Annotated in this window: 12 protein-coding genes; 2 read left to right on the forward strand and 10 right to left on the reverse strand. The window is 41.3% G+C overall.

Annotated features, from left to right (window positions below; translation table 11 throughout):
- The first annotated feature begins 50 nt into the window (after positions 1-50).
- Positions 51-245, forward strand: a complete 195-nt coding sequence (locus tag TY87_RS01300) for a (2Fe-2S)-binding protein (protein ID WP_072839947.1) — start codon at positions 51-53, stop codon at positions 243-245.
- 34 nt (positions 246-279) lie between these two features.
- On the opposite strand, the gene bfr (TY87_RS01305) is transcribed toward TY87_RS01300, so the two are convergent.
- The 3 genes from bfr (TY87_RS01305) to parC form a co-directional block, all read right to left on the reverse strand.
- Entirely contained in the window at positions 280-744 is a 465-nt protein-coding gene (bfr, locus tag TY87_RS01305; RefSeq protein WP_072839946.1) for a bacterioferritin, read from the reverse strand.
- 11 nt (positions 745-755) lie between these two features.
- Positions 756-1,229, reverse strand: coding sequence for a bacterioferritin (gene bfr, locus TY87_RS01310; protein WP_072839945.1), 474 nt, complete (start codon positions 1,227-1,229; stop codon positions 756-758).
- Between the two features lie 123 nt (positions 1,230-1,352).
- The gene (parC, locus tag TY87_RS01315; protein WP_100185710.1) at positions 1,353-3,650 is read right to left on the reverse strand and encodes a DNA topoisomerase IV subunit A; all 2,298 of its coding nucleotides are present in this window, start codon (positions 3,648-3,650) and stop codon (positions 1,353-1,355) included.
- 184 nt (positions 3,651-3,834) lie between these two features.
- Between parC and TY87_RS01320 the strand changes: the two genes are divergently transcribed.
- Positions 3,835-4,563, forward strand: a complete 729-nt coding sequence (locus TY87_RS01320; protein ID WP_157789859.1) for a hypothetical protein — start codon at positions 3,835-3,837, stop codon at positions 4,561-4,563.
- Between the two features lie 7 nt (positions 4,564-4,570).
- On the opposite strand, the gene TY87_RS01325 is transcribed toward TY87_RS01320, so the two are convergent.
- The 7 genes from TY87_RS01325 to TY87_RS01355 all read right to left on the reverse strand — a co-directional run bounded on the left by TY87_RS01325 (position 4,571) and on the right by TY87_RS01355 (position 11,899).
- On the reverse strand, positions 4,571-5,458 hold the full coding sequence (locus tag TY87_RS01325) for a GNAT family N-acetyltransferase (protein WP_084122391.1): 888 nt from the start codon (positions 5,456-5,458) through the stop codon (positions 4,571-4,573).
- A gap of 365 nt (positions 5,459-5,823) precedes the next feature.
- Entirely contained in the window at positions 5,824-6,702 is an 879-nt protein-coding gene (gene aguB, locus TY87_RS01330) for an N-carbamoylputrescine amidase (RefSeq protein WP_100185712.1), read from the reverse strand.
- Positions 6,703-6,749: 47 nt separating this feature from the next.
- Positions 6,750-8,654 (reverse strand): biosynthetic arginine decarboxylase, encoded by a 1,905-nt coding sequence (speA, locus tag TY87_RS01335; RefSeq protein ID WP_072839941.1) that lies wholly within the window; start codon positions 8,652-8,654, stop codon positions 6,750-6,752.
- Between the two features lie 155 nt (positions 8,655-8,809).
- Positions 8,810-9,769 carry a lipoyl synthase gene (gene lipA / locus TY87_RS01340; protein WP_072839940.1) on the reverse strand — a complete coding sequence of 320 codons (960 nt, stop codon included), beginning with the start codon at positions 9,767-9,769 and terminating at the stop codon, positions 8,810-8,812.
- A 1-nt stretch (position 9,770) separates the two neighbouring features.
- Positions 9,771-10,415, reverse strand: a complete 645-nt coding sequence (lipB, locus tag TY87_RS01345; protein WP_012070530.1) for a lipoyl(octanoyl) transferase LipB — start codon at positions 10,413-10,415, stop codon at positions 9,771-9,773.
- Positions 10,416-10,721, reverse strand: a complete 306-nt coding sequence (locus TY87_RS01350; protein ID WP_072839939.1) for a YbeD family protein — start codon at positions 10,719-10,721, stop codon at positions 10,416-10,418.
- 29 nt (positions 10,722-10,750) lie between these two features.
- Entirely contained in the window at positions 10,751-11,899 is a 1,149-nt protein-coding gene (locus TY87_RS01355; RefSeq protein ID WP_100185713.1) for a D-alanyl-D-alanine carboxypeptidase family protein, read from the reverse strand.
- Positions 11,900-11,947 lie beyond the last annotated feature (48 nt).

Genomic DNA, 11,947 nt, shown 5'->3' on the forward strand with positions numbered 1-11,947 from the left:
TTAAAAATACAATCGCATGATTAGAATATTAGTGAGAGTGATTTTCATTTATGTACGTTTGTATTTGTAACCGCGTATCAGACAGAGAAATCAAAGCGTCCATTCAAGAAGGGGCGACAACCATGCGTGAGCTATACAAAGAGCACAGCATTGGTAGCCAGTGTGGAAAGTGCTGTCAGTGCGCGAAAAAATTACTGAACAATGAGCTTCTCAAAATAGCAGAAACTCAAGTTCAGGTCGCTTAAGATCAGTTATTACACCGTGGTAATAACTGATTTATTACATTTGTGACTGAAGATAATTTTCGATTCCAGAACTGGCAATTAAATGCTGCTGAGTTTCAAGCCAGTCAATTTGCTCTTCTTGCTCTTCTAATATTTTTTCCAGCGTATCACGACTCATAAAGTCTTTTTTCTGTTCACATAAATTGATAGCTGCTTTAAGAGCTGGCAAAGTATCTAATTCGAACTCTAAGTTAGCCGAAATCATCTCTTCACTATTTTCCCCAATACGCAGACGTCCAAGATCTTGCAGATTAGGCAAACCTTCTAAAAACAAAACTCGCTCAATCAAACGATCAGCATTTTTCATTTTTTGAATGGAAGTTTTATAGTCTGCTTTATCAAGCGTACTAAAACCGAAGTCTTTAAACATACGAGCATGAAGAAAATATTGGTTAATACCCACCAATTCATTCGCTAATACCTTATTTAGGTTGGCAACTACGTCACGATCCCCTTTCATAAAATCTCTCCTTAGTTACCCATCTGTGACTGGTAATAGTTCTGCATGCCAATTTTATCCATTAGGCCAAGTTGTTTTTCCAACCAATAAACATGGTCTTCTTCAGTATCAAACAGTAACTTTTCAAGTGTCTCACGTGTTTGATAATCGCCTTCGGCTTCGCACACAGCAATCGCTTCACGAACACAACTCACGACTTCTAGTTCAAGTGTCAAATCATTACTCATCATAGAATGAACATCAGAGCCAATTAGCAAATCGCGACGCTTAGTCATGCACGGCACACCTTCCAAAAACAAAATGCGCTTGATAAGCCAATCAGAGTGCTGAGTTTCTTCTTCCATTTCATGATTAAGGCGATCATACAACTTGCTCAAACCCCAATCTTCATACATACGCGAGTGAATGAAATACTGATCAATTGCCGCTAATTCATTCGCTAACAGCGAGTTCAGACTATCAATTACTTTTTTACTGCCTTTCATATTCTTCTCCTCTTATTTCAAGTAAGTCCATTTCACATGACGAATGTAGTACGGAAAACTTGATTAATAAAACACTAAAGTCTAGAACATAATTCTAGACTTTAGTGTTAATTTGCTAATTTTTTAAAACAACTCTTTGCTTGACGACTCGTCGCCTTTGATTACCTTACCCTCACCTACTTTCACTTCAAGACTGTCGATACGCTGAAGTCCCCTAGGCAGTTTCAAGCCTCTTCGGCCACGCTCGCCAAGATATTCTTCTAGATCCTTTTCAGTAAAGGAGATAAAACGCTTGCCAGCATAGGCCGTCAACAGATCATTTGGTTGAACACAAGCTAGTGCTATGACTAACTCTTCCCTGTCTGCAGCACGAGCACTTGGAATACTTAGCATCTTGTTGCCCTTACCTTTCGCCATTTGCGGTAACGAAGCGACATCAAACGCCAACATACGGCCTTCATTAGAGATAGCAACAACACGTCCAGACGCTGGATCTTGCACAGGAACCGGCGCCATTACTTGAGCACCTTTCGGTAACGACAAGGTCGCTTTGCCTGCTTTATTTTTTGCATACAGCTCTTTTAGCTGGGCAACAAAGCCATAGCCTGCATCACTTGCAATCAAGTAATGCGCCTCTTCATTATCCAGTACCGCAGATACAATAGTTGCGTCTTTTTCTAGTGAAATACGACCTGTAATAGGCTCGCCTTGGCCACGAGCAGAAGGTAAAGTGTGTGCCTTGATAGAATAGGTTCGTCCATTAGAAGCAAGCAATACAAGTGTTTGGTTAGAACGACCTTTAGTACTCACTAAGAACTCATCGCCAGACTTGTAGCTCAACCCATTCACATCAATGTCATGGCCTTTTGCGGCACGAATCCAACCTTGTTTAGAGATAACTACCGTAATTGGATCATTCGACAATAAGTCTTCTTCACTAAAAGCCTGCGCTTCTTTACGAGCAACAATAGGCGTTCGGCGATCATCACCAAAGTCGTCAATAGCTTCTTGAATTTCTTCAGTAATTAGTTTTTTCAGCTTACGATCCGAAGACAGCAGACCTTCTAACTGCTTACGCTCTTTCTCTAGCTCGTCTTGCTCACCTTTGATACGCATTTCTTCAAGTTTAGCAAGGTGACGCAATTTCAACTCTAGAATAGATTCAGCTTGCATATCGCTCAAACCAAAGCGAGCCATCAACTCAACTTTTGGTTTTTCTTCCGTACGTATGATGTCGATAACTTCATCGATATTTAAGTAGGCAATTAACAAACCTTCTAAAATATGTAAACGGTTATTAACTTTATCAAGACGGAATTGCAAACGACGACGAACTACATCAATACGAAAGCGTAACCACTCAGATAAGAAGTTCTTTAATGGCTTAACTTGAGGCAAACCGTCTAGGCCAATCACGTTCATATTGACGCGATAAGACTTTTCAAGATCGGTGGTCGCAAAAAGATGCGTCATAACCGAATCAATATCAACACGATTTGATTTAGGCACAATTACCAGTCGAGTTGGGTTTTCATGATCTGATTCATCACGCAAATCCACAACCATTGGTAGTTTTTTCGCCTGCATTTGCGCCGCAATTTGCTCTAAAATTTTGCTACCAGATACTTGATGAGGTAACTCATTAACAACAATCTCGCCTTCTTCAATCGTAAAACGAGCTCGAGCTTTAATCTGCCCTTTGCCAGTTTCATAAAGTCTAACTATGTCACTTTTTGGCGTAATGATTTCGCCACCAGTTGGAAAATCAGGACCTTGGATAAAATTGAGTAAGTCATCTAATTCAGCGTTTGGATTATTAAGCAGGTGAATACAAGCACTGCCAATTTCACGCAAGTTATGCGGCGGAATATCCGTCGCCATACCAACAGCAATACCTGTCGTGCCATTAAGCAATAAGTTAGGCAATCGCGATGGCAAAACCGATGGCTCTTGTAAGGTACCGTCAAAATTAGGTGTCCAATCCACAGTACCTTGACTTACTTCTCTCAGCAGTACATCCGCGTATTTTGACAAACGAGACTCGGTATAACGCATGGCAGCAAATGATTTTGGATCATCTGGCGCACCCCAGTTACCTTGACCATCGACAAGCGGATAACGGTATGAGAAAGGCTGAGCCATCAACACCATTGCTTCATAACAAGCACTATCACCATGAGGATGGAATTTACCTAGCACATCCCCTACGGTACGGGCGGATTTTTTGTATTTCGCGCTGGCTTTCAGCCCTAATTCGCTCATCGCGTAAATTATACGGCGTTGAACCGGTTTTAAACCGTCACCAATATGCGGCAAGGCTCGATCTAAAATAACGTACATGGAGTAATTCAAGTACGCTTTTTCTGTGTAGTCTTTTAATGAAAGGGTTTCATTCGACTCGAAATTTGACAACTCACTCAAGGAAACTTTCCTTCTATAATCGTTTGCATGGGCAAATTATCGGCGCATGCGGATTTCATAAACTAATATGGGCTCAACTATAAAGAAACATCCCAACTCACTGCAACACTCACCGTAAGATTATCATGGAAAGGTCGCTATTCTCGTGTTTCAATACATTCGATAATTAAAAAGGTACTTGATGGTGAACATAACTGAACAAAACACACTTGACCCGATGAACTACAGCCTTGGGGAGTCAAGCAAACACTTTATCATCCATCAACAAGATGACCTTTTTATTGCACATGAATACCTGTTTCAGACAGACATTCCTAGCCGCTTCTATCACCATCAAGCAGATACCTTTCTCTTTATCATTAGAGGGGAATTATACTTACAACAATGCACCCAACAAAACAGTGAACAAGAAACAGCCTTAAAGCAGCATCAGGGAATTTGGTTAACAGCACAGACGATTAACAGCATCACCTTGCTAACACCAGCGGTAGAACTGTGCTTAATACGACTAAAGAACACTGGCCAAGCTGAATTAAACAACTCGTTTAAAAAAGTATCTTCTGGCACAGTGGAATCAATCTCAGGAAGAAGTCACATTAAGACATGGCCACTATGGCATGGAGAAGCCGGTCAAATTGCGTTAGAACTTTACCCACCTCAATTTAAAGAGACACTTTATTATCAAAAAACAGCCACTCAATACCTTCTTCCGCTGACCGGTATCGCGTTCATTTCAAACGATAAGAAAGTACCTAAAGCTTGTCCTCGTTATGGCAAAATAATTGCTCATAAGGAGCCCAGAGCCATTTTAAATCCAAGCAACGAAAGTGTTACTGTGCTGTCAGTGATGACAACAAAAAACACCAAGGGACGGATTTTACTTCTCACAAAACCTGAAAGCAGAACACTTTAGCCTATATTCAGCGCAGTACTAATGCCGTGAGAATATGATCCTCCCATTGTCCATTGATTTTCAAGTAATCCCTTGCAATACCTTCTTTATCAAAACCCAGCGCCTTCAACACGGCTGCGCTGCGAGAATTTCTTGGCATATAGCTCGCTTGAATTCGATCAATATGCTGCTCTTTATGAATGTATTCTATTCCTGCGTTCAAGGCTTCTTGCATGATGCCTTTGCCTTGCTCACTTTCTCGCAAACTGTAACCAAGATTACAGGCCTGAAAAACACCACGTATAATATTCGAATAATTGGTGTAAGCGAGCATTCTGTCTTCATTAGGTGACAGAAAACAAAAGACAATGCCTTTATCTTCTAAAAAATCACGACGCATTTCTCGAACTCGTAACTGGCAGGTTTCAAGTGAATAGTAGCCATCGGTTCTATATGGCTCCCATGGGGCAAGAAACGCCTTTTCTTGATTAATATAATCGTGCAAGAGCGGAGCTTGAGCTTCGTCTAATATTTTCAATACGCCTCTCTCGGTAACAATCCGAGGAAAACGTGAAGCATGTAAACCTTGGTTAGAGTACTTAAATGACATGTCCCTCATCACTTCAAACAATTTTAACGAATATTCTTCATACCAAAAATTTTCACCAATGGATAAGGTTCTACGCTGCATATCATGGGTCAACCACCCCTCTGCAGCCTCCTTTGTTTGCCAATAAGTCATCAGCAGATCCATTTCCCCCGAACCATATTCAGCACCAAGATAGCCGGGCTGACCTTGAGCTAGTTCGAGCATTTTTTCTGCCATGATTCGGTAAGTCAAGTCATTCAACATCAACTTACTAGACAACATGATCGCAAAATAAGGCAATTCACTTGGGGAACTAAATACGTTCATCGATTCTCTAAAATAAATGGATGGATCTTTTAGCTAGGCGTAGATGCAAAATTATATCCGCACCTATGTAAAATCGTAGGCCATAGTTAAAATCTCAAGCTATAGTTAATATCTAGGTTTTGGACAGATCTATACTGACGAGGATGCGCTTCTTTTTAAGCCTTGTAATTCAAAGCATTTAATTCGCTTTATATTGCCGTCAGAGTGTTTCTAAAGACACAGGCCTTGCACTATTTTATACAACGACTTTAGGCTTCTAAAAGCCAATTGCAAGTAGATCTACCTTATTGATATTCCCCCTTTGTACCAATAAGGATAAGGAAAGCTTTGTGCCCGCTTTATGCGGGCACTTTTTTACTTTACTGCTACTTATCCCAAGTAACACCCGCTCCAGAAGTAATGGCTTGATATTGGTCTGGACGACGGTCACGAAACAAACCAAAAGAACGTCGGGCCTTACGAATAGCTTCTAAATCATACTCAGAGTACAAAATGGTACTTTCATCGCGACTTGCGACACACTTCATTGCCCCCATTTCGTCTGTCATGAATGAAGAGCCGTAAAACTGAATAAAACTGTTTTCACCTTCTTCACGACCAATCCGGTTTGCAGCAATGACTGGCACCATATTCGCTGCAGAATGCCCTTGCATGGTTCTTTGCCAATGGTCTTTGGAATCCCATTCAGGATAAGGAGGCTCTGAACCAATTGCTGTAGGGTAGAAGATTAATTCTGCACCTTTCAGAGCTAGCTCACGCGCTAACTCTGGAAACCACTGATCCCAACAAATACCACAGCCAATTCGACCAAACTGCGTATCCCAAACTTTTACGCCAGTATTACCTGGTGTGAAGTAGTATTTTTCTTGGTAACCAGGACCATCTGGAATATGCGTCTTGCGGTACAAATCCATTACTTCACCATTGGCATCAATCATCACCAAAGAGTTATAAAAGACGTTACCATCGCGCTCAAAAAAGCTAATTGGCAAAACTACACCTAACTCTTTAGCAAGCTTACTCATTGTCTGAATAGCCAAACAATCATTTACCGGCTGCGCCCAATCAAAATACGCTGGCTTTTGATCAATGCAAAAATATGGGCCCATAAACAATTCTTGCAAAAGAATAATATTTGCCTGATTTGCAGCAGCTTCTCTTACTTGTGAAACCGCATTATCTAAATTCGCTTGAAAGTCTGTACTGACCGCCATTTGAACGCAGGCCACTTTTACATTACTCATACTTACTACCTCCAAAATATGTTGCGCTACAAGCACAAAAGCTCATTTTATACTTGAGTCAAATATGTTGTGCCTTCTAGCACTTTTTTATAGGTCGCCATTAGTGATACTTGCTCTTCTTGGCTTAATGGACTTGCTGCCACTTTGTCTTGATAACGCTTCATCAACTCTTGCTCATTATAGCTAACGGACTTAAGTACATCCTGAACGCTATCACCTTTCAATATGTGATCAATTCTGAAACCGTCGTCTGTTAAGTAAACGTCTACGGAACAAGTGTCGCCAAATAAATTATGCAAATCCCCTAGGGTTTCTTGATAAGCCCCAACCAAGAAAAAGCCCATTAAATAGTCTTCACCTTTTGGTGGCGGTGGTGGCAATGGCAAAGAAGACTCGATACCTTGACCATCCACATAGCTGTACAAGCAACCGTCCGAATCACAAGTAACATCTTGGATTTTGCCTCTGAAAGAAGGCGCTTGATCCAAGCCTTGTAAAGGCAATACTGGGAACAATTGATCGATTCCCCACGCATCAGGCATAGACTGAAACACTGACAAGTTAACAAATAATTTCTCAGCTAAACGTTCGTTTAGCTCATCAATTACCGCACGGTGCCCTCTATTTCGATTGTCTAAACGAGGCAACAAGTTGCGACACGCAGATAAGAAAAGGTTCTCTGCTTGCGCTCTTTGCGATAGGTTAAGCTGGCCGTGATTATATAAGGTCAAGCTGTCATTGAAATCATCTAGCAAGTCATGATAAATCTCGACCAAAGATCGACTTTCTTCTTCATTCTCGCCTTTTAAACTTTGATAAGAAGCCCAAAGTCTTTGCAGCTCTAGCTCGCTGTCTTCAGCTGGCTCTTCAATTGGCAAGTGCTCAGCTCCATGTGAGAAAACATCCGCAATCATCATGGCATGATGAGCTGTCACAGCTCGGCCTGATTCAGAAATCAAATGAGGGTGCGGAAGTTCGTATTGCTCGCACACATTATGAAAAGCAAACACCACATTATTGGCATATTCGCCGATACTGTAGTTCGCTGAAAAATCATTTTGACAACGCGTACCTTCGTAATCGACCCCCAAACCACCACCAACATCGACCCATTTAACTTTTACACCCATCTGGTGAAGTTCTGCGTAATAACGAGCACACTCTTTAAGGCTATTTTGAATATCACGGATACGAGTGATTTGTGAGCCTAAGTGGAAGTGAATTAGCTCAAGACAATGCAACAGATCCAATTCACGCAAGCGATCAATAGCTCTTAGCAATTGCGATGTGGTCAAACCGAACTTAGATTTTTCGCCACCACTGTTACCCCAATGCGTCGTACAAGTAGAGGCCAATCGAATACGAATACCAATTCGAGGCTGAACCCCGATTTTGTCGGCTTCTTCTAGAATCCAATCAAGTTCATGCATCTTCTCAACAACAATAAACACCTGATGACCCATTTTTTCGGCCATCAAAGCAAGATGGATAAATTCACGATCTTTATAGCCATTACAAACTATGATTCCATCGGCGTTTTTATGCATGGCCAAAACAGCCATAAGCTCTGGCTTACTACCTGCCTCTAAGCCAACAGTAGCAGCATTATCTGGCTGACATGCCGCAATTTCCTCTACCACACGACGCTGCTGGTTTACTTTAATTGGATAAACAATGGCATACTTTGCTTGGTAGTCGTAATGCTCTATTGCCTGTTGAAACGAATTAGTAATTTTCTCAATTCGCGAGTGCAAAATATTAGGAAAACGCACAAGACATGGATAAGGAATGCCTTGTTGTTTAAGCGCCACAGAAAGCTCAGTCAAATCAATGCTATTTTCCCTATCAGGTAGCGCAATAGCGCGCCCTTTATCATTGATTGAAAAAAAGCCACTACTCCAATGACTTACATTATAAAGTTCCATCGAATCTTTGATTGACCAAGGCTTCATATCATCTCCAAAAGTCTAAATAGCTGTAAATTAGCACCGTTTCTAATAAAGGTACGTCATAGTGAAACACAGACATATTTTTTAGGTTTAGTTCAAATAAAAAAAGCGGGGCTAAGAAATATCTTAACTCCGCTTTATTCTAACGAACGAACAAATTAAGAAACGTGTTCGCCATGAGCTTGCTTATCCGCGTGGTAAGACGAGCGAACCAAAGGCCCACACGCAGCATGCTTAAAGCCTAGCTCTTTTGCAACTTGTTCATAACGTGCAAATTCTTCAGGCGGTACAAAACGCGCCATTGGAAAATGATGCTTAGAAGGCTGTAAATATTGACCAATCGTCAACATGTCAACGTTATGAGCTCGTAAGTCTTTTAGTACTTCAACAATCTCTTCGAATGTCTCGCCCATACCAACCATCAAACCAGATTTAGTTGGTACATCAGGACAACGATCTTTAAAGTTTTTCAAAAGATCTAATGACCACTGATAATCTGATCCTGGTCTTACCTGACGGTACAAACGTGGAATAGATTCTAAGTTATGGTTGAAAACATCAGGTGGTGCAATTGAAAGTGTATTAATGGCTACTTCCATGCGACCGCGGAAATCTGGCACCAATGTTTCAATCTCAATATTCGGGCTTTCGGCACGTGTTTCTCTAATACAATCAACAAAATGTTGTGCACCACCATCACGAAGATCGTCACGATCTACAGAGGTAATAACCACATATTTTAGTTTCATATCACGAATAGCAGCCGCCAACTCTTTTGGCTCATCAACACTAAGCGGATTAGGACGACCATGCGCAACATCACAGAAAGGACAGCGGCGAGTACAAATTTCACCCATAATCATAAAGGTAGCGGTGCCATTGCTGAAACACTCACCTAAATTTGGACAATTCGCCTCTTCACAAACTGAAGCTAATTTATGCTCACGCAAAGTCGCTTTGATACGAGCTATCTCTGGCGAAGCTGGCATACGGACACGAAGCCAATCAGGCTTACGTGGAATTTCTTCAGTAGGAACAATCTTAATGGGAATACGCGCCATTTTATCGGCTCCGCGTAATTTTTCCCCTTGGACAACGCGTTTGCGTTCTGTTGTCATTCTATTTCCACCCTTGTTGGATAGCCGGATAATTGTATCCGAGTTGCTCAGCCAGCTGATTCGCTAGCTGAGCCTTTACATTCGATAAAATAACGCCTTTATTGAGGCGTTTCATATCAACCATTTGTAAGCCTTGATAGCCACATGGGTTAATACGATTAAATGGGGTGAGATCCATATCAACATTTAAGGCAAGTCCATGAAATGAACAACCTCTGCGTACACGTAATCCTAGTGACGCAATTTTTTGTTCATCCACATAAACGCCTGGTGCATCTGGCTTTGGGTAGGCCTCTATAGCGTTCAGCGCTAAAGCGCGCACCACAGAGTTCTCTAACACACTAACCAAATCACGAACGCCTATCCCAAGACGTTTTAAATCAACCATAACATAGGCAACCAGTTGGCCCGGCCCATGATACGTGACCTGACCACCACGGTCGACCTGAATAACAGGAATATCGCCCGGAGCCAAAAGATGCTCTTCTTTACCGGCTTGACCTTGCGTAAACAAGGAAGGATGTTCTAACAACCAAATCTCATCAGCATCGTCTTTTGAACGAATTTGAGTAAATTGCTTCATCCTTTCCCATGTTTCAGCATAATCAACAACACCCAAATCACGGCAAATTAAATCAAGTTCCATTTACATGACCATCTTAACGGCTTCAATTGACATCAAGTCACGATGCAAAGCCGATAGTTGATCTTCACTTTGAGCCACTATACGAAAACTAAAGCTAATAAAACGCCCCTTACTGGAACGATTAGTATTCTCAGCAGCGGTATTCATCTCCGGAGCATGAATAAGCAATCGCTCAGTTATCTCAGCATGAATACCATCCACATCAAGTGAAACCACTTTTATAACGTAATTTTCACAAGGGAACTCTATTTTGGGTGCATCAACTGTTTTCTCAGCCTGATCACCATTTTTCGTAATTAGTGCCATTAATTTAATCTACCACTCGCCATTAGGGCTTAAAACAAGTTCATAAAAAAGAGTTTAATTTTATCAAACATTCGCTTGAAGAAACCACCTTCTTCTACTGCTTCTAATGCAACAACTGAGCGCTCTAGTAAAATATTGCCTTCAGAACCAACAACAATCTTACCCAATACATCACCCACAGCAATGGGTGCCATAATTTCTTTATGCATATCAAGTGTTGCTGGAATAGACTCACCTTGCTGACGCGGCATAGTAACAAGTACATCTTCTGCAAAACCCACTTTCACATTAGCCTGTGTACCACCCCAAACACGGGCATTATTAACCACTTGACCACGGCTATATAGCTTGCGAGTTTCATAATATCTAAAACCATAATCTAACAATTTTTGCGACTCAATAGCTCGAGCTGTATCAGATTTAGTACCCATAACCACAGTAATCAGACGTGTGCCGTTTCGAACTGCAGAGGCCGCCAAACAAAAGCCAGCGGCTTCAGTATGACCAGTTTTCATACCATCAACGGTTTTATCACGCCACAACAACTTGTTACGGTTAGGCTGACGAATATTATTGTATGTGAACTCTTTCTCAGCATACATGCTGTAATTTTCTGGGAACTGCAAAATAGTTGCACGCGCCAACTTAGCTATATCATGTGCACTCGAGTAATGATCTTCTGCTGGAAAACCAGTTGCATTTACAAAGTGTGAATTTGCCATACCAAGAAGTTGAGCATGCTGATTCATCAAATCGGCAAAAGCAGACTCACTACCAGCAATATGCTCCGCAGCAGCGACACTAGCATCATTACCTGACTGAATAATAATGCCACGCATCAAGTCTTCTAATTTAACTTGTGTACCTTCACGAATAAACATACGCGAACCTTCCATCCGCCATGCTTTTTCACTTATGTTTACTTTATCATCCAATGATAAGTTTCCACGCGCTAGCTCATATTCAATAATATAAGCCGTCATCAATTTTGTTAGACTTGCTGGAGGCAAGGCCTGATCAGCATTATGTTCAACCAAAATGTCGCCGGTATATGCATCCATAAGAATGTAACTACTTGCTGACAATTGTGGTGGCGTTGGGATTAATGAAGGAGCAGCAAAAACAGAGCCGCTCACGAAGCAAAATACAAGGGATAAAGTAACTAGGAGTTTTTTCATACTCAAAAATATCGTCTTCTTAAAAAATGTTAACAAATGATACTAGAG

Source organism: Marinomonas sp. BSi20584, from assembly GCF_002792415.1.
Lineage (GTDB): Bacteria > Pseudomonadota > Gammaproteobacteria > Pseudomonadales > Marinomonadaceae > Marinomonas > Marinomonas polaris.

Bases quoted from the DNA above. Each gene is read 5' to 3' on its own strand.
- speA (WP_072839941.1), bottom strand. From the start codon at position 8,654: ATGAAGCCTTGGTCAATCAAAGATTCGATGGAACTTTATAATGTAAGT.
- TY87_RS01355 (WP_100185713.1), bottom strand. From the start codon at position 11,899: ATGAAAAAACTCCTAGTTACTTTATCCCTTGTATTTTGCTTCGTGAGC.
- TY87_RS01300 (WP_072839947.1), top strand. From the start codon at position 51: ATGTACGTTTGTATTTGTAACCGCGTATCAGACAGAGAAATCAAAGCG.
- lipA (WP_072839940.1), bottom strand. From the start codon at position 9,769: ATGACAACAGAACGCAAACGCGTTGTCCAAGGGGAAAAATTACGCGGA.
- lipB (WP_012070530.1), bottom strand. From the start codon at position 10,415: ATGGAACTTGATTTAATTTGCCGTGATTTGGGTGTTGTTGATTATGCT.
- bfr (WP_072839946.1), bottom strand. From the start codon at position 744: ATGAAAGGGGATCGTGACGTAGTTGCCAACCTAAATAAGGTATTAGCG.
- TY87_RS01325 (WP_084122391.1), bottom strand. From the start codon at position 5,458: ATGAACGTATTTAGTTCCCCAAGTGAATTGCCTTATTTTGCGATCATG.
- bfr (WP_072839945.1), bottom strand. From the start codon at position 1,229: ATGAAAGGCAGTAAAAAAGTAATTGATAGTCTGAACTCGCTGTTAGCG.
- aguB (WP_100185712.1), bottom strand. From the start codon at position 6,702: ATGAGTAATGTAAAAGTGGCCTGCGTTCAAATGGCGGTCAGTACAGAC.
- TY87_RS01350 (WP_072839939.1), bottom strand. From the start codon at position 10,721: ATGGCACTAATTACGAAAAATGGTGATCAGGCTGAGAAAACAGTTGAT.